A 25,822-nucleotide genomic window follows, 5' to 3' on the forward strand; every position below is an offset into this window, starting at 1 on the left:
GCTATTACAAACAGAACTAGGTTTTTGTCAGCTGAGATTTGGGGAAATGGACACTGACTTCTGTACCCTCACCGAGTTCACTGGTGATCCGCAAGTGCCAGTTATAGCGGTTACATAAACGCTTGACGATTGTCATGCCCAGGCCATAACCGTTACCGGAGTTTTCAGCACGGTAAAACGGCTTGAAGACCTGTTTAACCTGCTCTGAATCCATCCCGACACCACTATCTCTGACCGAGAAGCCCTGGGACCAGGTTTTAATGTAAATAGTCCCCCTGGGCGTGTAATTAAATGCGTTTCTGAGCAGATTGCCTATCAAAATTTTCAATACACGTTCCGGGGCCGACAGCGTCAGATTGTTATCACTCTCTATTTCTACATTGACGGCCTTATCCTGAAAAAGCAGTTTCAGAGTATCAATTTCGTCTTTAATGAGTTCGTTTACCGCGACCTGGTTGCTGGGCAGGGAATCTTCCTGCTCACGAGCCAGTATCAACAGCGTCTCTATCAGGGATTCCATATCATAAAGGGTGCGGTAGATACGACGGATGGTCTTATCATCCTCTACATTGTATCGACGTTCGAGCAGCTCCATCGCACTGCGCAGCACGGCGATTGGCGTTCTCAGCTCGTGGCTGGCATCACGGGTAAACAACCGCTCACGCTCGATAAAATGCTCCAAGCGATGGGTAAATTGATCCAAGGCCCGAACCAGACTGCTGACCTCTTCATCCGGCATCTGACGCAATTCTTCCAGATCCAGATCGGGCAGATTACCTTCGCGGATTTCAGCTTCCTCGACCGCTTTCGCCAGCTTGACGATAGGTGACACGGCTTTATGTGATTGACGATAGGTCAACCAGGCCAACAGATACAGGGTGACCAGCACTGCTGCCAGTGGCAGGATCCCAAACACCAGTGCCAGCCTGGAGACCTTTACTTCATCAAAAACCAGATACAGTCTGTCACTGTTCTGATCTTCGACATAGACGATGGGTTCATCGCCATCAAGCCTGGCACGTTGCAGACCCGGCGTCAGATCCCGCAGGGGCATGGGCACGGATGACATATCATTAGCCGGCGCCAGGTAAGCAATCAGGTTCATGGTATTGGGTAGAGGGAAATCAGGCTGTTGCTCGCGCAAGCTCCAGAAATGCGCTGCTTCGCCTTCCAGCGCCTCACGAACCAGTATGTCCTCAACCGTCGTTTTGGCAGCATAGATCCCGGCAACCGTGACAATACTGATCAACAGGATCTGAATCAGGAAAGCTCTGACCAGCTTTGCCTGCAGGTTGGTTCTGGGTTTTGCCATTAATCCGCCGATTTTTTGCTGAACAGATAGTGGCCCACCAGCCACTCAGTGCCATCACGATAACCGAATAATTCGGCACATGCCATGAAGAATAACCGCCAGCGCTGCCACCAGATTCTGGCTTCATCCGCGCCATAAGTCTGCTCAAACAATCGGATAATTTCGGCCTGATGCTTATCGGCATTCTCCAGCCAGGCTTCTGCAGTACGCTGGTAATGTTGACCATTAACCAGCCATTGCTGCTCGATTTGCAGCTTCTGCTGGAAATGCAGCAGGGTATCGGCTGAAGGCATCAAGCCGCCGGTAAAGAAATAGCGCCCCATCCAGTTATCATCACCTTCAGTTTCAAACGGATAGACCACGTTCTGATGGCAGAAAATATGCACAAACAATTTGCCGTCGTCTCTGAGCCATTGACCAATCTTGTCAAACAGGCGCTGGTAGTTACGCATATGCTCAAACATTTCGATAGAAACAATACGATCAAACCGCTCATCGAGCGAGAGTTCATTGACATCACAGGTAATCACCCGAACGTTACTCAACCCTCTCTCCAGCAGACGTTTTTCAATAAACTGCCGCTGCGAGTTGGAGTTAGACACTGCTGTGATACGGGCATAAGGCAGACTTTCAGCCATGTGCAGTGTTAATGACCCCCAGCCACAGCCGAGTTCAAGGATATGCTGGCCGTTTTCCAGTTCCGCTCGCTGCAGGTAAAGATCCAGCATCGCCCTTTCCGCATCATCCAGTGTCAGGCAATCCTGACTCCAAAGGCAGCCACTGTATTTGAGGTGTTTGCCCAACACCAGTTCATAAAATGGGGCCGGGACTTCATAATGCTGCTCATTAGCTGCATCTGTTTCAATAGCAATGGGGCTGCTGCGGAGCATGTCAATACACTGCTGTTTGCGCAAACTGGCCTGTTCCGGATCAAAGGCCATCTCATCATGCAGACGTTTTTTCAGCAGCTGCCGGATACCGACTCGAATCACCGAATCAGGCACCATTTTTTTCTCTGCAAATTCAATCAGACGCATGTTTTTTTCTCCAAGGGATGAAAGCACTGGTAGTTTGCTGATAGCGACGGTAGGCATCACCGCGACTGCGAATGGCCTGCCGTTCGGTATAGGGTATGCCGGTAATAAAATAGAGGAATGCCAACATGACCAGCGGGGCCAGCCATAACCAGTTACCACCCGCTATGCCCAGAGCCAGCAGGGGGTAACTGAACCAGTGCAACCATTCAAAGAAGTAATTAGGATGACGGGAGTAATACCAGAGACCGTCTTCGCAGACTTTGCCCTTATTAGCAGACTGGCTCCGAAACGCTTGCAACTGACGGTCCGCCAGTGTCACACCACAGATAGCGATCAGCGCCAGCAGCAACGCAATAATCACCGTTGGCAGATAATGACTCTCAGCCTGACTCAGCCACCAGACCGGTAGAGTGAACATGAATGCCAGCAGCGCCTGAAACTGGAAAAAAAAGAAGTGATTGCGGTGTGTGTTATCACCCCAGTATTGACGGAGATAGGCGTAACGACCATCTTCCGGCTCAGAAAAGACACGACCGCTGAGATGCCAGAACAGGCGCAGATACCACAGGCTCATCAGGCCACCGGCCACTGCTCGCAGGAGCCAGTCACCGTCACTCAACACGGCATAATAAACCGGAAGAAACGACATCAGACCGGCCCACAGCACATCAACGACGCCGGCATTGCGAGTTTTACCCTCATAAAGCCAGCCCAAAAACATCACCACCGAGGCGATAACTAAACTATACCAAAGCATGGTTCTCCTCCTCTTCCTGTCTGTGCCAGAGTCTGGCCAGACACATCAGCATCGGTACCAGCAATGCCCAGCTCAGGGACAGTGACAACACCGCCATCCCTGGTTCAAGCAGGGTCACCGCGCCCAGCTTACTGCCTGCGAGATAAGATAAGGGCGCGGCGAACACGGTCATCATTCCCAGCATTTTCAGCCGAGGTTGCAGCCAACTGAGTGAGTGGTTCAAAGTCAGCATAAAGTTCACCCACAGACAGCCAATCCACCAGGGTGCCAGACCGCCAATATCGCCATGGGCGTAGCCTATCCAACCCATGTTGAGCCAGATAGTATCGAGCATCATTCCTGCCAGTAGTCCCAGTACTATCAGTTTGATATCGGTGACTCGCCAGCGACTGAAATAAACCTGAACCACGGCAAATGTCGCCGTGGCGAGCAAGGCATATGCCGGTTTGCCCGCAGCAGCAGCCAGGATGACAATCAGCCACACCGCCTGAAAGGCAACAAAGTTGAGTACATTACGCATCCAGTGGCACCCACTGTTCACGACGATTGGCCGGCTTGCTGAAAAGCAGATGCACATCGCTGATACTCCGCTCCATAAAACCACCCTCGCAATAGCAAAGATAAAACTCCCACATACGAATAAAGCGTTCGTCGTAACCCAGACGGCGAACTTCATCCAGCTGAGCCATAAAGCGTTCACGCCACACGCTCAGCGTCGTGGCATAACTGGGGCCGATATCTTCGAGGTTGGTCAGCTTGAGTTCTGCGCTGGCAGCGGCATTGACCAGCACACTGACACAAGGGATGAAACTGCCGGGGAAGATATATCGCTTGATAAAATCCACCGATTTAACTGCCTGCCGGTAACGATGATCCTCCAGCGTAATCGCTTGAATAATCGCCAGCCCGTTGGGTTTCAAAAGCTGGCTGCAGTGTTGGAAATAGTCATTAATGAAGTGGTGCCCCACCGCCTCGACCATCTCAATCGAGATTAACTTGTCATACTGGCCTTTGAGATCACGGTAGTCTTCCAGCAGCACCGTGACTTTGTCTTCCAAATCCAGATCGGCGACTCGTCTGCGGGCATGTTCGTATTGTTCACGGGAAATGGTGGTGGTAGTTACCCTACAGCCATAATGGAGCGCAGCGAATGTCGCACAGCCGCCCCAGCCAGTGCCGATTTCCAACAAATGGTCGTCAGGTTGCAGGTCAAGTTTGTCACACAGGCGTCCCAGCTTATTAAACTGAGCCCGCTCCAGGCTCTCGCTGTCATCATAGTAGAGACCTGAGGAGTACATCATGAAATCGCGGTCGAGGAACAGCTCGAATAAATCATTACCCAGGTCATAATGAGCGGCAATGTTTTTACGGCTGCCGTCACGGGTATTTCGTCGCAACCAGTGAACGCCTTGCAACAGCCAGCCAGTGATTCTCGCCAAGCCTTTTTCCATACCATCTACCAGATCGCGGTTACGCACCAGCAGACGAATCAGAGCGGTTAAGTCATCGCTGTGCCAGTCACCGGCCATGTAAGATTCCGCCGCGCCGACCGAGCCGCCAAAAATCACCGCTTCGAAAAAACGTGGATCGGTGACCGTCAGCCTGACCTTGAGCTCATGATCGGCCTGGCCCAGCGTCAGAGGTGCCTGATTGCTCATCTGGAAAATGAGGCACCCCTCCTGTATCGCCGCCAACTGCCTGAGCAGCAATTGTCTACATAGATTCTGAAACCGTGACAGCTTGAGTCGCTCGCTGCTAGCGGTCGAAACAGGCATATTCATGGGCTGTCCTCACGATGTGTTTTTCGGGTAGTTTGATTAGGCGTGGCATCGCTCTCCGGATGACTGTAAAAAGGTACCCGTTTGAGCCAGAGCCTGAATGCCTGCCAGTAAATACGGCTGATAACACGCAGTGTCTGTAGTGGATAGCGCCACGGCAGACTCGACATCTGCGCCGGGCTTAATGGCTGGGCTTGCATCTGCATTTCTGCATTGAATTGTGACTGACCGTCTTTATCTAACTGCATCAGCACTTTCAGCACATCACCTTCATAGTGAAAGCGCCAGTGATAACGCATCTCCATGGGCATAAAGGGGGAAATATGGAAGGCTTTATCAAAATCAGCGACAAGCGAATCAGCCTTGTTGTCGGCCCTGAGCACATAACAGTGACGTTGATTCCAGGGCGTATTGTTAATATCAGCCAAAACATACTCAACCTGGCCCGATGCATTAACACAGAAATAGAAACTCACCGGGTTGAACACGAAGCCGAGATAGCGCGGATGGGTCAGCAGGTAAACCTGGCCGTCGAAAGACTCGCCAAGCTGTGCTTCAATCTGCTCGCACACCGCGGTCTTCAGATCTCGGTCAAAGGGGCCCAGGTAATCACGACGATGGAAGCTGATAAGGTTAAAACGCTCGAGTGACCACCAGCGGCTGGCGGAGAATGTCGGCGCCAGTTGATCCAGATCCAGCATGACCATCGCCAGCGGATAGCGGAAGCAATGGGCAACCGGCTGCCTGCGATGATGCCAGACATGCCCCTGAAACAGGGCGGGTTCGAAATTCATAGCGCCCTCCTCAACTGTTCAACAACCCGTAATGCGCTGCTGACGCCGTCTTCATGGAATCCCCAGCCCCAATATGCGCCGCAGAAATAACTGTGCTGTTTACCGGAGATATCTGACCAGCGTTGCTGCGCCGCCAGGGTTTGTTCGGTATAAACCGGGTGCGAATAACGTCGCTCAACAAACACTTTATTCGGATCGACCCGGTCCGCCGAGTTAAGGGAAGCAATGAATTCAACCGGTGCATCGAGGTTCTGCAGGGTGTTCATGTGATAGGACACTGTGCAGCGTTCGCTCAGTGCATCATCGATATGCACATTCCAACTGGCCCAGGCCTGAGGGTTGACAGGCAAAACGGATTCATCGGCATGCAGTTGCATCAGATTGTCCTGGTAGGGAATGGCACCGAGCACCTCAGTTTCCGCCCGGCTCGGGTCAGACAGTAATTTGAGCGCCTGATCAGAGTGACAGGCAAACACCACAGCATCAAAAGGCAAAGTGTCTCCGCCGACCGACAGTGTCACGCCATTGTAGACCCGGCGAATGCTATCGACAGGGGTCGACGTGTACACCTTTCCGGGAAAGCGTTTCAACAGCGCACCAATGTATTGTCTGGAGCCACCTTTCACCACACGCCATTGTGGGCGCTCGGTCAGAGACAGCATTTTATGGTTACTCATAAACGACACCAGATAGCGCACCGGCATGTTTATCAGACTGTCACTGGGCCCTGACCAGAGCGCGCAGGCCATGGGCAACAAATGATCGTTGATGAAGATATCGCTGTAGCCGTTGGTCTTGAGGTAATCTGCCACCGTCTGACGATTGTCCGGTTCCTGCAGGACTGCGGGGGCGTTTCGGTAGAAACGGACCAGATCCGCCAGCATGCGATAGAAACGCGGACTGACCAGATTCTTACGCTGGCAGAACAGTTTGTTGAGACTTGTAGCGTTGTACTCGAGCCCGCTGCGGGTGTTATGCACACTGAAACTCATCTCGGTGGGCTGAGAATCTACGCCCAGCTCCGCCAGCAGTTCGGTGAAATGCGGATAGTTGCGATGATTGAAGACAATAAATCCGGTATCGACTGACCAGTTTTTGTTGAGGATTTCAATCTGATGTGTGTCGGTGTGACCACCAATGTAGTCGTTGGCTTCAAATACGCTGACGTCAGCCTGCTCACGATTGGCAAGATACCAGGCAGCGGTCAATCCGGAGATCCCCGCGCCAACCACAGCAATTCTCATTGAACTGACTCCCGACCAGTCTGGCGGGCGTCACGCTTACTCTTGGAAATACTACGCACATCCCAGATGAGGCCGAGTTTATGCATACACCAGAGCAGGTAGTAGCTGATGTCAATCTCCCACCAGTAAAAACCCTGACGCGCCGATGCGGCATGATAGTGATGGTTGTTATGCCAACCCTCGCCCAGCGTCAATAGCGCCAGCAGGAAATTGTTCCGGCTGTCATCCTGTGTCTGGTAACGGCGTCGGCCTACACGGTGTGCCAGCGAATTGATAAGCAGGGTGGCATGAATCAGGACAACGGTAGAAATGAAGTAACCCCAGATGACCATCTGCCAACCGCTGGTGTTGAGATCGGGCTGCGCAGTGGCAAGCGCCTCACCGACCGCATACAACACTACCGCCAGCATCACTGGAACAGCAATATCATAACGATCCAACCAGCGAAGCTCTGGATAACGGGCCAGTTCCGGCACCAGGCTGAGGTCAGCCCTGAAATGTTTTCTACTTAAAAACCAGCCCATATGACTCCATAGAAAACCCTGCTTGGGTGAATGTGGATCCTGCTCCTGATCCGCGTGACGATGGTGCTGTCGGTGATGTGCCGCCCACCACAAGGGACCGCGTTGCGTGGCACTGGCACCGATAAGCGCAAACAGAAACTGTACAGCACGAGACGTTTTAAAGGATTTATGTGCAAAATAACGATGATAAAAGGCAGTGATGGCGAACATTCTCAGCAGATACAGGGCGATTGCTGTTGTCACTGCTATGGATGATGTGCCAACCCAGAAAACAGCAATACAACCAAGATGAAGTCCGATAAAGGGAATGATTCTGAGCCAGTCGATGCCTGCATGGTCAGCATCGCTGTCCTGTTGCTGCAGGTTGCTGTCGAACCAGTAACGTAACGCTCGCATAGCCACTCTCGAAGTGTTTGGCACAGACTAGAGCGCAAAATGTGAATTTGATGTGAAAGCAGTAATGATGCGGCTTCACCCGGATTTCACAGTCACTGGCGACACAATTTGCCGTACCTGAAAAATAATAAAAAACAAGGTAAGTGGCACACCATACAATTTTGCATTGCCGGAGACCAGTTATGATCCGTATCGCCTGTTTTTTATTCAGTATTATCTTCGTCAGCAACAGCCATGCTGAGGCTTTTTCCAGCCGGATTGAGACCGAGCATGGCCCGCTCGCCAAGTGCAGTCAGACTGAAATTTCAGTGATGAAGTTTATCAATGTCGCGGATGCCGCACTTTATAGTAGCGACTGTGACCAACTTCCGGCCCTGACTGATGAAATTCAACTGTCCTTTATTTACCATCGTGAAATCGCTGCCGAGGATTTCATTGAAGCAGCCGAAACCTTGCTGAAACGTAACTTATCCGCTGCTGAATTCGAACAGATCAAAGCGGATTTGGCTCAGTTCAACACCGCTTATGAATCGGTGGCAGAAGGTGATCGTTATGATATTCGCCGGGGCGCGAGTGGCCTGTCGCTGTTCAAGAATGACCGCTTGCTGGGGCAGCATGCCTCAGACAGTCTGGGACAGCGCTACTATCAGATTTGGTTTGGCGACAAACCTTTCAACAATGCGCTGAAGGAGTCTCTGCTGCAGCCGGATGCTTAATCTGATAGCCGTTGTGACACAAAAGCGCGGGCGGCCCGATTGACTTTTGGCGCCAGGATCAGTGCTGCTGTCATAGTTGGTATAGCCATCAAGGCATACATGGCGTCAACCAGGCTGACCACCATCTGCAGGGAAGCCACTGCCCCCAGCACCACCAGAATGATATACAGCCAGATGTAGCGATGCTGATACTCGGCGCCAATCAGAAAGCCCAGACACTTGCTGCCGTAGTACCAGAAGGTAAACACCGTGCTGAGGCTCAACATCGTCACCACCAGCGCAACAATGACCGCACTGCCATGTGGGAACAGGTCTTTGAACGCCATCGCGGTCATGGTGATGCCATCATGCTCGCTACTTTGCCAGACACCGCTGATTAAAATAACCAGGGCTGTACAGGTACAAACTATCAGGGTATCAATCACCGGGCCCAGCATCGCGACCATGCCTTCTCGTATCGGTTCGCGGGTTTTGGCCGCGCCATGCGCCATCGCTTCGGTACCAATGCCGGCCTCGTTGGAGAAAGCTGCCCGCTGAATCCCGGTCACGATCACCGCTCCGACAATACCGCCCGCCATCGCATGGCCGCTGAAGGCATCGCGAACGATCAACTGCAATGCGGCCGGCACGGCTTCAGCATGGCTTATCAGCACAAAACCGGTGAGCAGCATGTACACCACCACCATGCTTGGGACCAGGATGCCTGTCACTTGTCCCAGTCTTGGTAAACGCCCTAACCCCACGATTAAAACCAGACCGGCCAGTAACAGCCCCAGCCCCAGATCAAAGCTGAAATGGGCCCCGGCCTCAGTCAGTCCGGCAGGAATCGCAATCGTATCACGCACTATCTGTACCAACTGGTTGACCTGAAAGATAGGCATCGTTCCCAACAGTCCCGCCACCGCAAAGAAATAGGCCAATGGCTGCCAGCGACTGCCCATACCCTCTCGTATCACGTACATGGGGCCGCCCTGCCATTGGCCCTCGCTGTCACGACCGCGATACATAACTGCCAGACTGCAGGTATAAAACTTGGTGGCGATGCCCACCAGCGCACTGATCCACATCCAGAACACGGCACCGGGACCACCGATTGCAATCGCAATCGCCACCCCTGAAACATTACCCATGCCCAGCGTGCCGGATAAAGCCGTGCTCAGGGCCTGAAAATGTGAAAGCTGTCCCGGGTCGTCTTCATCTTTGCGTCTGAATAACAGACTCAGACTATGCCCCAGATAGCGGTAGGGCAAAAAACGCGAGTAAAGCAAGAAGAATAAACCACCACCGACCAACAGGATTACCAGGGGTAAACCCCAGAGGAAAGCAGCCAATTGCTGCAGAAAATTCTCAATCACAGTGGCCATCATGGTTCAGCGACCTTTGATAGACAGACCCTGCTGATTTCGCCACCAGAGCACCGCAGTCAGGATCATCAGGCCAGAGATAATGCCAGGCAATCCCTCGTAGACAGCGTTATGCCAGCCAGCAAAGCGCCAGCCGAGCGCAACGGCGAGTCCCACCAGCATGGCAATGATACTGAGGCGCTGACCGGGCCTGAAACCCAGTGACAACACAATCAACAGAGGAGCGAAAGCACTGGCGAGGCCAGACCAGGCAAAAATCACCAGACTGAAAACACTCTCAGTGGCGGTGAGTGCCCATACCAGCGCGATAAAGACGATAACAATCGTGGTCAGTTTCAGGTAAAAGGTGTTATCGATTCCCCGGGGCAGCAGGTCGTGGGTAATGGCAGCAGAACAATTCAGCACCAGTGAATCCGCAGTCGACATCGTCGCAGCAAAAATGCCGGCCAGCACCAGCCCGACAAATACCGGGTGTAGTAATTCCATCGCCATCGTGGGTAAGGCCAGTTCAGCATCGAAGCCGGCCGGGTCGCCTCCAAGATAGACCCGCGACAACAGGCCCACACACGTCGACATACAGTAAAATGCGGTAAACCAGAGGTAATACCAGATACGGGCGCGAACCATTCGCCCCGACTCTGCCAGGGCCATAAATCGGATCATCACATGCGGTTGACCAATCACCGAGAAACCGGCAAACATCCAGCCCAGGGCGAACATGACGCCTCCGGCAATGCCGGGCAGGATTAAATCATCCGGAAACAGATCGAGAAACCCCTCGACCTTGTCCATCTCGTGAATAGCCCCGTCTATCCCCCCCAGAGAGACGGTCGCAATAACCAGCATGACGCCCATGGCAATAATCATCACCACTGACTGAGCAGCATCGGTCCAAATAGAGGCGCGGATGCCGCCCGCCATACAGTACAGGGCCACCATGATCGCCCCCATGACCGCACCGGCATAGATGGGCCAGTCGAGCAGCACATGCAGGGCTTTACTGCCTGCAACGAGTTGGGCGCCAGCATAGGCCATCAGGAAAACGAGCGAAATCAGGGCAATCAGTCTCTGCAGCGTCTGATCATGCTGTCTGTGCCAGTTGCTGAGTACACCGGCGTAACTGGGCTGGGCAGTATCTCTGGTCGCTTGTCGCAGCCGGGAGTGGATGAAGCTGGAAGCAATAAAGTCGCCGATGATCCACGATACCATTAGCCAGACAGCGGCAAAGCCGGTGGCATAAGTATAGCCGATGACACCAATAAACATATAACCACTGTTATTGGTCGCAACCGCAGACAGCCCCACCAGACTGGGAGGAACATCACTACTGGCGAGGTAGTAATCATTTTTGGTGCCGCGACTGCGTAAAATCGAACTCACGCCAATAGCGACAAACATCCCCAGGAAAATGAGAAAACTCCAGACCATGATTTACCTTCTATTCAAACCAGGCTGGACACCGATATCAGCTGTCGCCGCCGGGTTTGAGTATCTCGTCAAGTCCGGGATAGGATTGCAGTGGAGACAAAGCCGGATCGTTCTGGCTCTGCTCACGATAGGTCTCGCTGCAATTCACCGCACGCTGCAGGTAATGTACGGCTTCATCCAATTGAGCCAGCGCGGTGTGCGCACAGGCGAGTTGATAGAAAGCATGACCGTTTTCCGGATCCGATTCCAGCGCCTGATGACACAGGTTAATGGCCCATTGTGGCTCTGAGATCTCAAGTACCGCGTCGGCTTTGTAAGTCAAAGCCTCCGTGTCATAGGGTCGAATGGCCATGATCTGATCGTAAACAGCGATTTTATTGGCCGGGTTGGTCTCCTGCCCTGCTCTTAACCACAGCGACTGGACTTCCTGAGTGCGTTCGATCTTCTCGCGATTTTCCTCGATTTGCTGCGTTTCTTTACTCAGCTGTTGCTCGATGGCGCGCAGGCGTTGCTCATACTCTGTGACCAGACTGTTAATTTCCTGATCCGCCAGGGTGTGCACCCGCTCTTTAATTTCTCGGATTGACGACCAGCCCACAAGAACCAGAATAGACGAGGCTGCGGCAATCAGATAGAAGAAATAGGTCACCGTGTTGGTTGCGTAATTAACGGCTTTATCAACCGCTGACAACTCCCGGTCTACCATCATCTGAATCAGTTCGGCGCGGTTTGCAGCCATATCCGTGCGCAGGGCTTTCAGTTCATCCAGCACATAGCGCTCGATGAAGGGCGTGTAGAGCGGCTCTTCCAGTTGCTCTACCTCGGCTTCAAATTGTTCAGGCTGAGTGGCCGTTTCAGCGGCGAACAGCTGAAACGGCATCAATAAGAAAACTATCGCTATCAGGATGCGAGGCATATGGCTTTACCGTGATCATGAATTTCAACCAGTACACTATGCAGACTTTTGATGGCGTTGTCATAATCGCCTTCATCAATAATAAACTGCATATCAACCTGACGCATAGATTGGTGCATCGCCAGCACGGAGATATTCTCCTTAGCCAACGAACCCACTGTTCTCGCCAGAATACCCGGAATTTTCATGTCACTGCCAATCGCCGAGACGATGGCCACTTTTTGCTGATTGATTTCAGCATCGGTAAAGCGTTGCTCCAGCGCATTTCGAATACGCTTGATGGTCTTGAGGTTGGTCGAGAGGTAATGGGTGATGGTATTGGCGTTGATATCCTTGGACACGATGTGTGCCTTGAAGCGACGGATTGTCGCCAGGATTTCACGATCGTAATCATCAATATTACCTGCCATATCCTGATCAAACAGTTCAAAGGCATACACGCCTTTACAACCGGCAATGATCTCCACGCAGGGGTCCACACTGACATAATCACCGGTGATCAATGTGCCCGCATGCTCAGGCTCAAAGGTATTACGCACCCGCAGAGGGATATCATTGCGCCGCAGTCCTTTCGCAGCCTTGGGATGAATCGCTTCCATCCCCAGATTCGCAAGCTGATCAGCGACATCGTAGTTAGTACGTCCGATGGGCACTGCATTGTCTTCACCCACCAGACGGGGGTCAGCACTGCTGAGGTGAAATTCTTTGTGAATTATCGCCTCATTGGCTTCTGTCAGCACCGCAATTCGACTGAACGTCATTTCACTGTAGCCACGATCAAACGTGGACATCAGACCATCGTCGCTATGGGCGTAACCGGTAACAATGGGTAGCTGTTTGCTCAGGTCGATTTCAGAAAAAGCCCGTTTAATTCGGTCATCCAGAGGGACGTGTTTATCTGTCTGCCAGGCGGTCAAATCCACAAACTTGGCATCAATGCCATCACGTTGAAGCAGTTGCGCGGTGTTCCAGGCACTGTGCGCTTCACCAATACTGGCAAGCATTTCTCTGACTGTTTCCAGATGCATGTCCAGTTCGAAATGGCCGTGCTGACACAAACGATGTAGGTCTGCCAGGCAGCGCTCGGCATCATCCAGGCGTTCACCAATGAAATGATTGGCGCGGTCCAGGTTGGCTTTTTTCTTATAAAAGCTTTTGTTGATATCAAACATTTTCTGCTTGAGTTCATGCAGTGCTTCACGCCAGCTGTCATCTTCTTCACCACTGGCAAACAGACCGTAGACGCCGGGCTTTCCGCTTTTCTTGTGCTCAAGCAGTAAATCGGTCATACCGCCATAGGCAGAGACCACAAAAATTCGGTTGTAGATTGAGTCATTATGTACCGGTTTGAGAATAATATTATCGCGCACCGCCTCATAATTACTCATTGACGTGCCGCCGATTTTTTCTACCGTGTGAAAACTCATTGTCTTCTCTCTGATTTCCTTTTGTTGATGACCTTCAAAGGTCAGGCGACCGGTCTGCTTCAGTACAGACCGGTCGTCGGGATTAGCCCTGATGTGTAGGAACTGAATCAGTCCGCGATCGGATCAGCATCCAGCTCGTAAGCCCCCTCTTTGTTATGGACTTCAGTCCCTTTCAGAGGGGGATTAAAAACGCAGGCCAGTTTCAATTCTTTAAAAGCACGCAGCATGTGACGATCGTGCTTATCAAGGTTATAGAGCGTGCCTGGTGTGATGGGATATTTCTTTCCATCTTCCAGTGACTCAACCTCTCCTTCACCACTGATGCAATACACCGATTCCAGATGGTTTTGATAATGCATTCTGAAATCCGCACCTTCGTAGATAGTGGTGATATGGAATGAATAGCCCATATTGTCATCTTTCAGCAACAGGCGGGTACTGTCCCAATTACCATTCGGATCAACAATCTTACGGCTGGTTTTTTCTGCATCCTGAAGTTGTCTGACAAGCATGTATGTTCCTCTTAAACTAGATAATCTTGATGAAAAAGACGGGAGAGTGACGAAAGTCACTCTCCTTGACGAATGGCTTGATACTTTTATGAACGCGCCATTTTTTCAACTTCTTCGCTGACTGAATAGTCACCTTCAAAGTAGTCTTTTTCTTCCGGAATCGAATCTGCCTTGTCACAGACTTCGCGAATCGCTTCTTCCAGAATGTTGATGCCTTTTTCCAGGCTTTCCTGAGAAATTGTCAGTGGGCACAGGAATTTAACGACGTGGTCTTCGGTACCACTGGTCTCGATAATCAGTCCCTTCTGGAATGCCTTGTGGGTGATGGCACTCGCCAGTTCACCACTGACGCAGTTGATGCCACGGAACATGCCCCGACCGTGAGAGTTGAAGTTGCCTTCACCGTATTTCTCAACAATCTTGTCAACGCGCTCGGCAATGTAATCACCTTTGGCCTGGACTTCCTTGGCAAACTTGTCATCTTTCCAGTAGTTGTCTATCGCTGCCTTGGCAGTGATAAAGGCGGGGTTGTTACCACGGAAGGTACCGTTATGTTCACCCGGTTTCCACTGGTCCAGTTCCGGCTTCATCAGCAGGATGGCGAATGGCAAACCATAGCCACTCAAAGATTTGGAAACGGTCACGATATCCGGATAGATGCCGGCTTCTTCAAAGCTGAAGAAAGTACCGGTACGACCACAACCAGCCTGGATGTCGTCAATAATCAACAGCACATCATGCTTTTTACATACCTCTGACAGGCTCTTCAGCCAGGTCATGGAACAGGCATTGATGCCGCCTTCGCCCTGAACCGTTTCGACGATGACGGCAGCCGGCTTGTCTACACCACTGCTGGAATCAGATAACACTTTATCCAGGTAGTTGGTGGTATCGACGTCGTCCCCCATGTAACCGTCATAAGGCATACGGGTCGCACCATGCAGGCTGATGCCGGCACCACCACGGTGGTGACCGTTACCGGTGATAGCCAGTGAGCCCAGCGTCTGACCATGCCAGCCGTTAGTAAATGAAATGACATTTTCGCGGCCGGTGTATTTCCGGGCTGTTTTCAGCGCTGCTTCAACAGCATTTGTGCCGGTTGGGCCAGTGAACATGACGATATAGTCAAGATCACGTGGTTTCAGAATGTACTCATTAAAGCTCTCCAGAAACTCACCCTTGGCACGCGTGTGTAAGTCCAGGCCCTGAGTAATGCCATCTTCTTCGATGTATTTCAGCAGTGGCTTTTTGAACAGCTCGTTGTTATGACCATAGTTGAGCGAACCGGCACCGGCCAGAAAGTCTAAATAGACATTGCCTTCTTCGTCATATACGAACTCGTCTTTAGCGCGGTTGAAAATGCGTGGGAAAGAGCGCGCATATGAGCGAACTTCCGATTCGATTTCCTCAAAAATTTTCATGGTTTTGTTGTCTCCTGGTAATGGTTTGTCGGTGCCCGATTGCCGTGAAGCAGGTCTTATTGAAGGGGACCGAGTCTGACCAGCATTTCCGTTTCGTGCTGGCCGGCAAAGTGTTGCTGGCGATCAAACATCACAGAGTGATTCAACTCTGTACCCAGTTTGTTGGCCAGACTTTCAAACAGTGCCCATGACGCCCGGTTATCCGGGGTAATGGTGGTCTCAATAAATTTGATCTGGCCTTCCTGTTGCCGCGACAGAATGTCACGCAACATACGACCAGCCAGGCCCTGCCCGCGGGCTTTTTCGCCAACTGCAACCTGCCAGATAAACAGCGTGTCAGGGTTATCCGGCTCAATGTAACCAGAGATAAAGCCGACAATGTCGCCCTCTTTTTCAGCGGCCACCGAGGTGGCGGAAAAGTGCGTGCACTGAAGCAGATTGCAATACATTGAGTTGGTATCCAGTGGCGGGCACTGGGCGATGAGTTCGTACACCGCAGCACCGTCCTCAGCCGCAGGGGCTCGCAGGGTAATGGGCGCAGCGTCAGTATGTGCAAGATTCATTTTATAAATAACTCTATTATTTATATGTCTATTGAATTAAATACGGAAAATTTACGAATAAACAGACTCAATATGTTGATATTGAAATTAATTAAATAATTTCGCCATACTAAGACGAGTTGTTTAGACGTCTAAATATATAGTACACTAAACAAATGAAAAGTCCAGTCCCAATAATGAATCGTATTTACTATTAATGTCAGAACAATTACACGACCAACAGTGGCTTTGTTTCCGTATAGAAGATGAGACCTATGCTCATCCAGTGAATCAGGTCAGAGAAATCCTCGATTATTTGTCACCGGTTCCCGTGCCCGGTGCGCAGTCCTGTGTTGAGGGGGTGCTCAATGTCAGAGGTGAAATTGTCACCATCGTCTCCAGTAAACAATTACTGGGACTGGATGAAGCGGTGAATGACAGTGAGCACATTATTGTTTTGGAAACAACTTCCGGTCTGGTGGGCGTTACCGTTGATGAGGTGAAAAAAATCAGTGTGCTGGCAGACGCGGACATGATGCCTGTCGAACGTAATCAGAATTCCAGCCCGGTTAAAGGCACCATCAACCACGACGATCAGCTACTTATTCTGACTGACTTTGAGCGCTGCATTAACGAATTGGAACATTATGAGTAAAACTATCGGTTTAAATCTGGACGCAGTTTATAATCTTGATCTGAATAAAGAACAAAAGGATCAGCTGTTGAACCAGATTGAAGAAGTGTTGATTGCCCTGCGTCGGGTTATCCGAGCGACCGATCTTCACTCTAAATACCTTGCCAAAACCACGGGTTTGACCGCGCCTCAGATCCTTCTACTGCAGACGCTGCGAGATAAAGGACAGATCACCATTGGTGAACTGGCTCAGGAAGTCAGCCTGAGTCAGGCCACTGTCACCACCATTCTGGACCGATTGGAAAAGCGCAAACTCGTCTATCGCCAACGGTCTGAAACCGACAAGCGTAAAGTGCATGCCTTTCTCAATGATGAAGCACTGGAAATACTCAAAAATGCGCCTATTCCGCTGCAGGAACAATTCACCCGCCAGTTCGGCGATTTGCAGGAATGGGAACAGACCATGATTATCTCCGCATTGAAACGGGTTGCACAGATGATGGATGCCCAGCATATCGATGCCTCGCCGGTACTCGATATCGGTTTACTGGATCGTCAGGATACGCTGGTCGACAAACCCGCCGCCTACGCCGAAGATGACTAAAGGTCATGACCATTGCACGTCAACATAACACTGAGGTCACTCACTGGCATTGGCTTGCTGAAATAGAAGCCCTGAAATTCTTCACAGCCCATATCCAACAGCAGGGCTGCCTGTGCTTCGGTTTCCACTCCCTCCGCAATCGTCGATAAGTGGAGATTATTAGCGAGTTGCACAATGGTTTGTGCAATCGCCGCATCCTTGCGGTTGAACACAATCTCCTCAACAAAAGAACGGTCGATTTTAAGCGTATCAATAGGGAAGTTTTTCAGGTAACTCATTGAGGAGTAACCGGTACCGAAGTCATCAATGGCCAGTCGAACGCCGGTTTTCTTCAAAGCAAACAGCAATGGAATCGTCTCTGCAACATCATTCAGCATCGCCGTTTCAGTAATTTCGAGTTCCAGTGTTTCCGGCGGTAACCCCGTCTGTTCCAGCGTCTGCCTGACACGCTCGGGCAAATAATTTTGATTGAACTGCAACGCGGACAGGTTAATCGCCACACGATAAGCGCAACCCAAGGCCTGCTGCCACTGATAAACCTGTTCACAGGCTTGCATCAACACCCAGTCACCAATAGGCAGAATCAAACCGGTTGACTCCGCGATTTCAATAAAGCTATCCGGCGTCAGCAGGCCTTTTACCGGATGCCGCCAGCGCAACAGCGCCTCAAATCCCACGATTTTCTCACTGCGAGCGTGATACTGAGGCTGGTAATAAAGCTCAAACTGCTCCTGCTCAAGCGCAATACGCAGATCATGCTCCATCTCCATCCTGAGCTTGAGGTAGTTATTCATGCTCTCGGAGAAGAACTGGTAGTTATTACGTCCCACCTGCTTGGCGTGATACATGGCCACATCTGCATGCTGTAGCAGGATCTGGACATTATGACCGTCAGTTGGAAACACGGTAATACCGATACTGACAGTGACATAAAGCGGTGTCCCGCCTATGACGAACGGTTTTGAAAAGATCTCTATCAAGCGATTGGCAATGTCGGCAATATCAGCAACATCGTCCACATCATCCAGCAGAACAGTGAATTCATCACCGGCCAGACGGGCAACACGATGGTCGCTCTCCAGACTGATTTTGGCTACCAGATCCGAGTCACGCACACATTCACGGATTCGGCCGGCAGCCTGGCACAGCAGTTCATCACCGACATGATGACCGTAAGTATCATTGACGTGCTTGAAACGGTCCAGATCCAGAAACATCAACGTGAAGCGTCGCTGATGACGGCGTGCGCTGGCAATCGTGGTTTCCAGCTGTTCGATAAATAAGCGACGGTTGGGCAGATCGGTCAATGTGTCATAGTAGGCGTAATAAGTTATTTCCTGCTCAGATTGCTTAAGCGCAGTAATATCATGCAGCGTGCCCACAATACGCCATTGGCCATATTCGAAATTGATATCAGTGCGTTCGTTGATAAACAGGACATGTCCATCCGGGCGCTGCACGCGATATTCAATGTCGTAGGGCTTCTTGTCCTTTATCGCCAGCCGCACGTTGCGGACAAAGCGGGCACGATCATCCGGGTGTATCACTGTCAACAAGCGTTTCAGTGTCAGTCGGCTTTCCCGTGTCAGTCCCAGCATATCGAACATATCAGTGGAGCATTCGATACTGTCTGACTGATAATCCCACTCCCAGTAAACCAGGTGAGCAATAGACTGGGCCTTGGCCAGTTTATTTTTATTCAGACTCAGTTCCTGCAGGGTCCGGTTGGCCTTGAGCACATATCTGACACGATGGTTAAATAAAGGCCATTTGAGTGGCTTGGTCATAAAATCAGTGGCACCCACCTGAAAAGCCCGCTCAATATCCTCGACTTCATCCAGCGAGGTGACCATGACTATGGCGCACTCCTGACCACGGGGTAATTGCCGTAATCTCTCACAGCATTCAAAGCCATCCATACCCGGCATGGAAACATCCAGCAGAGTCATATCCGGTTTGTGCTGGTTGAATTCAGCAATCGCATCTGTACCGTTACTGGCCTCGTAAATATCAATATCAATGTTTTTTAACGATTGTCGCATCAGCATCCGTGTCACCGGATCATCGTCCACAATCAAAACCACTGATTTTCTTGAGGATTCCTCCACCTAAGCCTCTCCCAGCCGGCTTTTTAGATTGAGCCTGACTTGTTCGTAATTTTCTACCAGTGTATCCAGGTGAGCAGAAACATGGTCAATCCGGTTGTCGCGCCCCAGTTTTTCTACCTGCCGGGCAATCTCACTGATTCTGACAGCACCGATATTGGCAGAGCTGGACTTCAGCGCATGGGCAGCTCTGAAAACACGCTCAGAATCACCGTCTTTAGCTGCATGATGAATGTCATCGATCAAGTCGGGCGTTTGCTTGAGATACAGCTCAACGATGTTATTGATCAGTTCTGGTGCCTGCTCACCCGACATTCGCCGTATTTCGTCCAGCACCGACTCATCGATGACAGAAGCGGCCTTATCTTCCGACTCCGCTTTTTCCAGCCAACGGTGGATGATGTCGCCCAGTTGTTCGAGCGTAAAGGGTTTTATCAGAAAATCATCAGCACCCGCGTGACGAAACTCGCTCTCCACCCCATCCTGGATATCAGCGGTCAGCGCAACAATAGGCGTGCCGCTGTTGAAGCTCTGTCCGCGGCTGTTACGAATCATTGCCGTGGCTTCCATTCCTCCCATTTGTGGCATGTGGTAATCCATCAGAATCAGATCATAACGTTTTTTGTTACAGGCATTCACCGCTTCAAGGCCGTTACTGACAATCTCTACCTGATAACCGAAGTTTTCCAGCATGCCGGCCGCTACCGATTGATTGATTTCATTATCCTCGGCCAGCAGTATTGCGTTGCCATTGGATTGAGTCACCGTAACAGGTGCTTTTTTGAGTCGAGGTGTTGGCTGAATGACATCCAGCTTCTGCACCGGAATTTTAAACCAGAACAAACTGCCCTGCTGTTCACGACTATCGACACCATAGTGACCTTTCATCAGTTTGATGAGCTGAGCACATATAGCCAGTCCCAGTCCCGTACCGCCATATTTTCGAGTGACCGAATTATCGGCCTGGGCAAATGGAGAAAAGATCGCCTCCAGTTTATTATCGGCAATACCGGCGCCGGTATCCTCGACTTCAAACCGGAGCCAATGCTCGACCTCATACTGTTCAACCATCAGGCTGACTTTGACACGACCCTGATGGGTAAATTTGATGGCATTATCGATCAGGTTGTTGAGTACTTGTCTCAGACGCAACGGGTCGACAAGATAATCAGCATCACTGTCCTGCAGGTTGAGCTCAAGAACCAGTCCTTTTCGATCGGCTTTGGCGCGGTTGGTCTCGACAACGGATTTTATGAAACTCGCCATATTCAAGCGTTGTTTTTCCAGTTCAACCTTGTCAGCATCAAGCTTTGAAAAATCAAGGATTTGATTCAGTAAAGCAAGTAATGACTGCGCTGAGTCATTCAACAGTCGAACATTCTCCCGCGCCTCTTTATCCAGATCACTGAGTTTGAGTAACTCAGCAAATCCAATCACGCCATTCAGTGGCGTTCTGACCTCATGGCTCATCATGGCCAAAAACTGCGACTTGGCCAGGTTAGCATGGTTAGCCACATCCAATGCGGTCTCCAGCGCCTCGGTTCTGGCCTGGACCCGTTGCTCCAATTCAGCATTCATGGTTTCAAGTTGCTGGCCTCGCAGCTCTACCTCACTGATCATCTGATTGAAACTCTCGGAGAGTTGATTAAACTCCATCGTTGCTGCGCTGGGCGCACGTCGTCTGTAATCACGGTGAATGCTGATATCTCTTATCGTCTCCAGCATTTTATTCATGGGTTTAGTGAATAGAGAAACCAGCCACAACATCGCTAACAAACTGGCGAAAAATGCAACGACCGCAGTCAAAGCGACCACTTTGTAGAATTCTGACAACTGAGATTTTAGAGAAGACAAGCTATCAAGCAGATAGAGTACCCCGATCACATCACCATGACTCAGCATAGGCATGATGACTTCTAAACCCTGCTCATTTTCAATGAATGCGGGGGTACGCGTTCGTATAACGCGTCTGATGGGATCCAGTTCCGGTAGTTCATCACTGGCATTATTTTGATAGCTTGCAAACAGACCTGCCTGACCATCAAAAATCATCACCCGGCTGATATCTTGTCTTACCCTCAGCGCTTCCAGTGACTGTCTGGCAGAGGCAGCATCATCGAATAACACTGCTGTGAGTGTATTGTTGACCAACAATTCGGCCAACGCAGTCGAATCCAGCCGTGCCTGTCTCTCAATTGCCTGACGCTGGTTACTGACAATAGATGAAGAAATGATGAGGATAGTCAGTAACACGAGGCCCATCATCGTCGCAATCAGGCGAAACTTAAGCGTTTTGATCCATTTCATTTGACTTCCACGGCCAGCTTCAGCACCTGGGAGCTCATTTTCAAATTAGCAAGCTCCATTCTCGACATATTCACTTTGAAACGAAATTTATTGTCTTCACGAACGATTTCTATCATGCCACCGTCGTCAATAAACCCCGATATATCGGATACTGTAAGTACAGGTTTATCGGCAAGATAAACAAACAGGCGTTGTGTTATATCACGTTCGTTGCGGTCAATGTACACCAGATGACACTGATCTGTCTGCTCCACATCATTGATCTGATGGGTGCTGATGGGCTTATTGAAAATAGCTTTGTCATGCAACTCAGTGAAGCTGTTTTTGAAGGTATGGGTGAAATAACACAAGCGGATTGATTCGGCGTGCTCCTCATCCGGCCAGTCTGCGTATTTGGCAAAGTTATAGTTCAGTGCAGCGATCACAGAGCGGGAGTCAGGTTGCTGAGCGACGGCAATCACTGGCTGAGTGCCATGACTCAATAACAGCGCCAGTAAAAAGAGTGTTTTTAGTTTCAGCAAAGCCACTTTTTCAATACTCCAGCGTGAGTCTGCCATAGAAGCTCGGTTCCACACGGTAAGGAATGGACAATAACTCAGCCTTATATTCAACATGAGAACCGTAAAACAAATCCCGGGCAAACACTGACAGTTGCAGGTCCGGTGTAAGCTGCCAGTTCAGCCCCAGATCAACGCCGTGGTAGGCATCAATTGTCTGATTATCTACCTGAACCGGATCTATGGACTGATTGCGATCCACATAGCGCCAGGTTGCAGTCAAATCAATGTCATCACTGATACGCCAGTTTGCAAACAGCGAGACAAGCTGTTCAGGTGCATCGGTATTTTGTGGCTGTCCTTCACTGAAATCACTCTCGATATAGCTGTAATTGAGACGTAACTTTAATCTCTGGTTGATCATCCAGTTAGCTGATAACTCCAAGCCGTAATTCTTACCGCTGGCATCGTTATCAAAGGCAGAAAAAGTCGTGATATAGGCCGGTAAGGTTGAAAAGTCTGTCTCTGTAACCTGGTTACTTCGCAGATCATCATAATCATTGTAAAAAACCGCTGTATCCAGACTAAACGCATGTTGACTGGCATAGCGATAGCCTGCCTCAATACTTTTAACCACTTCCGAGTCAAAATCTGAATTACCCTGCAATATGAGCCTGTTAACGAAACCGGTCGGATTGAAAGCACTTAACGGAGCGAGGTTGCCCGCGTTGATAAAATATTCATGCTCGAGCTGTGATGGCGTTCTGACCGCCCTTGATACTGCTGTCCAGAAGCGATGCCGTTCAGCAGGCTGCCAACTTAACCTGACCGTAGGTTGCCATTCAAAATCGCTGTAGGCATGATGCTCAAAGCGTGTCGCCAGTGTCAGCCAGAGCATTTCGGGTTTCAGGGTTATCTGATCCTGAACAAACAAGCTCCAGAGGTTTGTGCTCTCATTATCGCCCCGGGTATCAATCACCGACATATTGGTATCCAGTTCGTTATCAATATGCCGGTAGCCCATACCCCATAGCAGTTCATGACGAGCACCGATCTCAAAATGATGAGACATTTCGACATCCAGCGTATCTCGGCTATATCCAAACAGCGACTCATCCCGCTTGGCATGATCAAAATACACCTTCAGATTCAATTGCGAATCCGCAGACAATGCGCGGGTGTAATCCCCCAGCAAATGCCAACCGCGTGATACCGAACTGATGTTGGGATAATCGATGTAGGGATCGGTTAATGTCGGGATGGTGACAGTCTGATCCATCATGCTGTCATAGGCAGCACCACTGAGTCTCAGGGTTGCGGTTGTCCCCAGAGTCATATCCAGACGTGCGCCCGCTTGCTGCTTCCACCAGCTATTGTCGGTCTCAGTTTGACTAATCAGCGCAGCCGTTGAAGGATTGACATCGGCAGGGTCAAATGCCAAATCATCACGTTTGAATGCTTTGACATAAGCGCGGCCAGTCAGGCCCGGTGCGAGCCGTCCACCGTAACGAAAACCGGCAAAAGCTTGCTGATAGTCACCGGCCCCTATTTCAGCATAACCACCCTGCGTGTCCGCACTGTGTCTACTGATAATATTGATAACGCCGTTGACTGCATTTGCGCCCCATATGGCGGCTCCAGGCCCCCGAATCACCTCGATCCGCTCAATATCAGCCATCAGCGTATCCTGTACTTCCCAATAGACGCCGGAAAATTCCGGAGAGTAAACACTCCGGCCGTCGATCAACACAAGCATCTTGTTATTGAAGCGACCGTTGAAGCCGCGACTGCTGACAGCCCATTTCTGCGCGTCAATCTGAGCAACATGCAGCCCAGGCACATCTCTCAGGGCTTGAGGAATAGACTGAAATCCCCGCTGGCGGATTTCTTCGCCGGTAATGACGTAAATTGCGGCAGCTGCACTGGAAAGCGACTCTGCCTGACGTGACACAGTCGTGACCTCGATATCAAGCAATTCCTGCAGACTGAGATCAATTGGGGATGGTGTCTGTGAAGCAGCTTCAACAGCATGGGAACAAGCAAACAGAACTCCCGGGAACCAGAGTTTCGCCATGCCTTGCTTGCGCATGCTGCCCCTCCACCATTGAATATCACCAAGGCATGAGTCAACACTCAAAACCAGTTGATCCAACTGATACAGGATTCTTTACAAAAATGCCAGCTAGATCACACTTTCGCAGCCTAACAAAGCATTAACCCCCGGCAAATTAGGGGGATGGATTGGGATGCTGGCGATGAATAGCTTCGATCTCATCCAGCAACGTCTCGCTGAGTTCCAACTCAATGCTGGCGATATTATTTTTGAGCTGCTGCATATCAGTGGCACCAATAATATTCGCAGTCAGAAATGGACGACTGTTGACGTAAGCCAGCGCCATCTGTGCTGGATCAAGATTATGACGACGCGCCAGTTCAACATATTTCCGGGTTGCAGCTACCGCCTGTTCATTACTGTAGCGAGCATAATGTGGCCAGCGGGTCAGCCTGGCATCACTGGGGGCAGCATCCAGATATTTACCAGTGAGCACACCAAAGCCGAGAGGTGAATAGGCCATTAACCCTACCTGTTCGCGGTGACTGATTTCAGCACACCCTACTTCATAAGTCCGGTTCAGCAGACTGTAGGGGTTTTGCACTGTGACCAGAGAAGGTAGATTCAACACCTTTGCCGTCCATATAAACTGCATGATGCCCCAGGGGGTCTCATTCGACAGTCCGATATAACGGATCTTGCCGGCTTGAACCGCTTTATCCAGTGCCTGCAGTGTTTCATAAACCGGCGTCAATTCAGCTTCCGCGTCATCAGCCTGATAACCCAGTTTGCCGAAATAATTGGTTTTACGTTCAGGCCAATGTAACTGATAGAGGTCGATATAGTCAGTCTGCAGACGACGCAGGCTTTCATCCAGCGCTTGGCTGATATTGTCCGCATCAAAGCGGGTATGGCCGCCCCGGATGTGTGACACCCAGTCCGGTCCCGGTCCGGCGATTTTACTGGCAAGGACGATATCGTCACGACGACCACGCCTTTTCAGCCAGCTGCCGACGATCCGCTCGGTTTCACCATAGGTCTCCGCCCTGGGTGGTATTGCATAGAGTTCAGCGGTATCAATGAAATTCACCCCTTGTTCCAGCGCGTAATCCAGCTGCTGATGCCCTTCCTGTTCGGTGTTTTGCTCACCATAGGTCATGGTGCCAAGACATATCCGGCTGACCTCAAGATCGCTGGATCCCAGTTTGCTGTATTTCATACTTCTGTCCTCTATCAAAAAGCCCGCTCTGAAGCGGGCTTTAGCCTAGCAAGCCACTGTTACAGTGGGCAAGCCGCATGTAAAGATGGTTAGCCTTTACTCAGGAGTCATAAACATACTGTCATAGCTGCTGTTAAGTTGCGGTTGCTCACGCACCGTGGCTTCAAAGGTGAGCGGGGCCAGCCCGTCTTCAGTCACCCCGGCCGGCGCCCGAACCAGTGCCGTCACCGGCACC

The 25,822-nt window shown here is 50.7% G+C and carries 23 protein-coding genes; 3 read left to right on the forward strand and 20 right to left on the reverse strand.

Annotated elements, in window-relative coordinates; translation table 11 throughout:
* Nucleotides 1-16 precede the first annotated feature (16 nt).
* The 8 genes from OMQ46_RS06610 to OMQ46_RS06645 are packed head-to-tail and all read right to left on the reverse strand — an operon-like array spanning nt 17 to nt 7,842.
* Nucleotides 17-1,312: a sensor histidine kinase gene (locus tag OMQ46_RS06610; protein ID WP_266234811.1), complete on the reverse strand. Its 1,296-nt coding sequence runs from the start codon at nt 1,310-1,312 to the stop codon at nt 17-19.
* A complete protein-coding gene (locus tag OMQ46_RS06615; RefSeq protein WP_266234809.1) occupies nt 1,312-2,349 on the reverse strand; it encodes an SAM-dependent methyltransferase in 1,038 nt (345 codons plus the stop codon). Before OMQ46_RS06615 ends, OMQ46_RS06610 begins: the two co-directional genes overlap by 1 nt.
* Nucleotides 2,336-3,106 carry a DUF1295 domain-containing protein gene (locus tag OMQ46_RS06620; protein ID WP_266234808.1) on the reverse strand — a complete coding sequence of 257 codons (771 nt, stop codon included), beginning with the start codon at nt 3,104-3,106 and terminating at the stop codon, nt 2,336-2,338. The genes OMQ46_RS06615 and OMQ46_RS06620 overlap by 14 nt, the downstream gene beginning before the upstream one ends.
* Nucleotides 3,093-3,626, reverse strand: coding sequence for a DUF2878 domain-containing protein (locus tag OMQ46_RS06625; RefSeq protein WP_266234806.1), 534 nt, complete (start codon nt 3,624-3,626; stop codon nt 3,093-3,095). The genes OMQ46_RS06620 and OMQ46_RS06625 overlap by 14 nt, the downstream gene beginning before the upstream one ends.
* On the reverse strand, nt 3,619-4,887 hold the full coding sequence (locus OMQ46_RS06630; protein WP_266234804.1) for an SAM-dependent methyltransferase: 1,269 nt from the start codon (nt 4,885-4,887) through the stop codon (nt 3,619-3,621). Before OMQ46_RS06630 ends, OMQ46_RS06625 begins: the two co-directional genes overlap by 8 nt.
* Nucleotides 4,884-5,678: a DUF1365 domain-containing protein gene (locus OMQ46_RS06635; RefSeq protein ID WP_266234803.1), complete on the reverse strand. Its 795-nt coding sequence runs from the start codon at nt 5,676-5,678 to the stop codon at nt 4,884-4,886. The genes OMQ46_RS06630 and OMQ46_RS06635 overlap by 4 nt, the downstream gene beginning before the upstream one ends.
* Nucleotides 5,675-6,922, reverse strand: a complete 1,248-nt coding sequence (locus tag OMQ46_RS06640) for an NAD(P)/FAD-dependent oxidoreductase (protein ID WP_266234801.1) — start codon at nt 6,920-6,922, stop codon at nt 5,675-5,677. Before OMQ46_RS06640 ends, OMQ46_RS06635 begins: the two co-directional genes overlap by 4 nt.
* Complete coding sequence (locus OMQ46_RS06645) at nt 6,919-7,842, reverse strand: acyl-CoA desaturase (protein WP_266234800.1); 924 nt, start codon at nt 7,840-7,842, stop codon at nt 6,919-6,921. The genes OMQ46_RS06640 and OMQ46_RS06645 overlap by 4 nt, the downstream gene beginning before the upstream one ends.
* A gap of 182 nt (nt 7,843-8,024) precedes the next feature.
* Between OMQ46_RS06645 and OMQ46_RS06650 the strand changes: the two genes are divergently transcribed.
* On the forward strand, nt 8,025-8,558 hold the full coding sequence (locus tag OMQ46_RS06650; RefSeq protein WP_266234799.1) for a chalcone isomerase family protein: 534 nt from the start codon (nt 8,025-8,027) through the stop codon (nt 8,556-8,558).
* Here the strand turns inward: OMQ46_RS06650 and OMQ46_RS06655 are convergent.
* From OMQ46_RS06655 to ectA, 7 genes are all read right to left on the reverse strand, one after another.
* On the reverse strand, nt 8,555-9,925 hold the full coding sequence (locus OMQ46_RS06655; RefSeq protein ID WP_266234798.1) for an alanine/glycine:cation symporter family protein: 1,371 nt from the start codon (nt 9,923-9,925) through the stop codon (nt 8,555-8,557). The genes OMQ46_RS06650 and OMQ46_RS06655 overlap by 4 nt on opposite strands.
* Nucleotides 9,926-9,928: 3 nt before the next feature.
* Entirely contained in the window at nt 9,929-11,350 is a 1,422-nt protein-coding gene (locus OMQ46_RS06660) for a sodium/proline symporter (RefSeq protein ID WP_266234797.1), read from the reverse strand.
* 37 nt (nt 11,351-11,387) lie between these two features.
* Nucleotides 11,388-12,266, reverse strand: a complete 879-nt coding sequence (locus tag OMQ46_RS06665) for a TPR end-of-group domain-containing protein (RefSeq protein WP_266234796.1) — start codon at nt 12,264-12,266, stop codon at nt 11,388-11,390.
* Nucleotides 12,251-13,693, reverse strand: coding sequence for an aspartate kinase (locus OMQ46_RS06670; protein ID WP_266234794.1), 1,443 nt, complete (start codon nt 13,691-13,693; stop codon nt 12,251-12,253). The genes OMQ46_RS06665 and OMQ46_RS06670 overlap by 16 nt, the downstream gene beginning before the upstream one ends.
* Nucleotides 13,694-13,800: 107 nt before the next feature.
* Nucleotides 13,801-14,205 (reverse strand): ectoine synthase, encoded by a 405-nt coding sequence (locus OMQ46_RS06675; protein WP_266234793.1) that lies wholly within the window; start codon nt 14,203-14,205, stop codon nt 13,801-13,803.
* An 86-nt stretch (nt 14,206-14,291) separates the two neighbouring features.
* Complete coding sequence (gene ectB / locus OMQ46_RS06680) at nt 14,292-15,626, reverse strand: diaminobutyrate--2-oxoglutarate transaminase (protein ID WP_266235901.1); 1,335 nt, start codon at nt 15,624-15,626, stop codon at nt 14,292-14,294.
* 56 nt (nt 15,627-15,682) lie between these two features.
* A complete protein-coding gene (gene ectA / locus OMQ46_RS06685) occupies nt 15,683-16,189 on the reverse strand; it encodes a diaminobutyrate acetyltransferase (protein ID WP_266234789.1) in 507 nt (168 codons plus the stop codon).
* 196 nt (nt 16,190-16,385) lie between these two features.
* Between ectA and OMQ46_RS06690 the strand changes: the two genes are divergently transcribed.
* Both OMQ46_RS06690 and OMQ46_RS06695 read left to right on the forward strand, forming a co-directional pair.
* Entirely contained in the window at nt 16,386-16,823 is a 438-nt protein-coding gene (locus OMQ46_RS06690; RefSeq protein WP_266234788.1) for a chemotaxis protein CheW, read from the forward strand.
* Entirely contained in the window at nt 16,816-17,406 is a 591-nt protein-coding gene (locus tag OMQ46_RS06695) for a MarR family winged helix-turn-helix transcriptional regulator (RefSeq protein WP_266234787.1), read from the forward strand. The genes OMQ46_RS06690 and OMQ46_RS06695 overlap by 8 nt, the downstream gene beginning before the upstream one ends.
* Here the strand turns inward: OMQ46_RS06695 and OMQ46_RS06700 are convergent.
* From OMQ46_RS06700 to OMQ46_RS06720, 5 genes are all read right to left on the reverse strand, one after another.
* A complete protein-coding gene (locus OMQ46_RS06700) occupies nt 17,403-19,514 on the reverse strand; it encodes an EAL domain-containing protein (RefSeq protein ID WP_266235902.1) in 2,112 nt (703 codons plus the stop codon). The genes OMQ46_RS06695 and OMQ46_RS06700 overlap by 4 nt on opposite strands.
* Entirely contained in the window at nt 19,515-21,818 is a 2,304-nt protein-coding gene (locus OMQ46_RS06705; RefSeq protein ID WP_266234786.1) for an ATP-binding protein, read from the reverse strand. It abuts the gene before it with no gap.
* Nucleotides 21,815-22,375, reverse strand: a complete 561-nt coding sequence (locus OMQ46_RS06710) for a YfiR family protein (RefSeq protein WP_266234784.1) — start codon at nt 22,373-22,375, stop codon at nt 21,815-21,817. Before OMQ46_RS06710 ends, OMQ46_RS06705 begins: the two co-directional genes overlap by 4 nt.
* Nucleotides 22,350-24,404, reverse strand: a complete 2,055-nt coding sequence (locus OMQ46_RS06715; RefSeq protein ID WP_266234782.1) for a TonB-dependent receptor plug domain-containing protein — start codon at nt 24,402-24,404, stop codon at nt 22,350-22,352. The genes OMQ46_RS06710 and OMQ46_RS06715 overlap by 26 nt, the downstream gene beginning before the upstream one ends.
* Before the next feature lie 139 nt (nt 24,405-24,543).
* Nucleotides 24,544-25,587, reverse strand: coding sequence for an NADP(H)-dependent aldo-keto reductase (locus OMQ46_RS06720; protein WP_266234781.1), 1,044 nt, complete (start codon nt 25,585-25,587; stop codon nt 24,544-24,546).
* Between the last annotated feature and the right edge of the window lie 235 nt (nt 25,588-25,822).

This window comes from Methylophaga sp. OBS1 (genome assembly GCF_026319365.1).

Bases quoted from the DNA above. Each gene is read 5' to 3' on its own strand.
- OMQ46_RS06675 (WP_266234793.1), bottom strand. From the start codon at position 14,205: ATGCTTGTCAGACAACTTCAGGATGCAGAAAAAACCAGCCGTAAGATT.
- OMQ46_RS06650 (WP_266234799.1), top strand. From the start codon at position 8,025: ATGATCCGTATCGCCTGTTTTTTATTCAGTATTATCTTCGTCAGCAAC.
- ectA (WP_266234789.1), bottom strand. From the start codon at position 16,189: ATGAATCTTGCACATACTGACGCTGCGCCCATTACCCTGCGAGCCCCT.
- OMQ46_RS06670 (WP_266234794.1), bottom strand. From the start codon at position 13,693: ATGAGTTTTCACACGGTAGAAAAAATCGGCGGCACGTCAATGAGTAAT.
- OMQ46_RS06655 (WP_266234798.1), bottom strand. From the start codon at position 9,925: ATGATGGCCACTGTGATTGAGAATTTTCTGCAGCAATTGGCTGCTTTC.
- OMQ46_RS06620 (WP_266234808.1), bottom strand. From the start codon at position 3,106: ATGCTTTGGTATAGTTTAGTTATCGCCTCGGTGGTGATGTTTTTGGGC.
- OMQ46_RS06695 (WP_266234787.1), top strand. From the start codon at position 16,816: ATGAGTAAAACTATCGGTTTAAATCTGGACGCAGTTTATAATCTTGAT.
- OMQ46_RS06720 (WP_266234781.1), bottom strand. From the start codon at position 25,587: ATGAAATACAGCAAACTGGGATCCAGCGATCTTGAGGTCAGCCGGATA.
- OMQ46_RS06705 (WP_266234786.1), bottom strand. From the start codon at position 21,818: ATGAAATGGATCAAAACGCTTAAGTTTCGCCTGATTGCGACGATGATG.
- OMQ46_RS06715 (WP_266234782.1), bottom strand. From the start codon at position 24,404: ATGCGCAAGCAAGGCATGGCGAAACTCTGGTTCCCGGGAGTTCTGTTT.
- OMQ46_RS06710 (WP_266234784.1), bottom strand. From the start codon at position 22,375: ATGGCAGACTCACGCTGGAGTATTGAAAAAGTGGCTTTGCTGAAACTA.
- OMQ46_RS06630 (WP_266234804.1), bottom strand. From the start codon at position 4,887: ATGAATATGCCTGTTTCGACCGCTAGCAGCGAGCGACTCAAGCTGTCA.
- OMQ46_RS06640 (WP_266234801.1), bottom strand. From the start codon at position 6,922: ATGAGAATTGCTGTGGTTGGCGCGGGGATCTCCGGATTGACCGCTGCC.
- OMQ46_RS06690 (WP_266234788.1), top strand. From the start codon at position 16,386: ATGTCAGAACAATTACACGACCAACAGTGGCTTTGTTTCCGTATAGAA.
- OMQ46_RS06635 (WP_266234803.1), bottom strand. From the start codon at position 5,678: ATGAATTTCGAACCCGCCCTGTTTCAGGGGCATGTCTGGCATCATCGC.
- OMQ46_RS06615 (WP_266234809.1), bottom strand. From the start codon at position 2,349: ATGCGTCTGATTGAATTTGCAGAGAAAAAAATGGTGCCTGATTCGGTG.
- OMQ46_RS06660 (WP_266234797.1), bottom strand. From the start codon at position 11,350: ATGGTCTGGAGTTTTCTCATTTTCCTGGGGATGTTTGTCGCTATTGGC.
- OMQ46_RS06665 (WP_266234796.1), bottom strand. From the start codon at position 12,266: ATGCCTCGCATCCTGATAGCGATAGTTTTCTTATTGATGCCGTTTCAG.
- ectB (WP_266235901.1), bottom strand. From the start codon at position 15,626: ATGAAAATTTTTGAGGAAATCGAATCGGAAGTTCGCTCATATGCGCGC.
- OMQ46_RS06625 (WP_266234806.1), bottom strand. From the start codon at position 3,626: ATGCGTAATGTACTCAACTTTGTTGCCTTTCAGGCGGTGTGGCTGATT.
- OMQ46_RS06610 (WP_266234811.1), bottom strand. From the start codon at position 1,312: ATGGCAAAACCCAGAACCAACCTGCAGGCAAAGCTGGTCAGAGCTTTC.
- OMQ46_RS06645 (WP_266234800.1), bottom strand. From the start codon at position 7,842: ATGCGAGCGTTACGTTACTGGTTCGACAGCAACCTGCAGCAACAGGAC.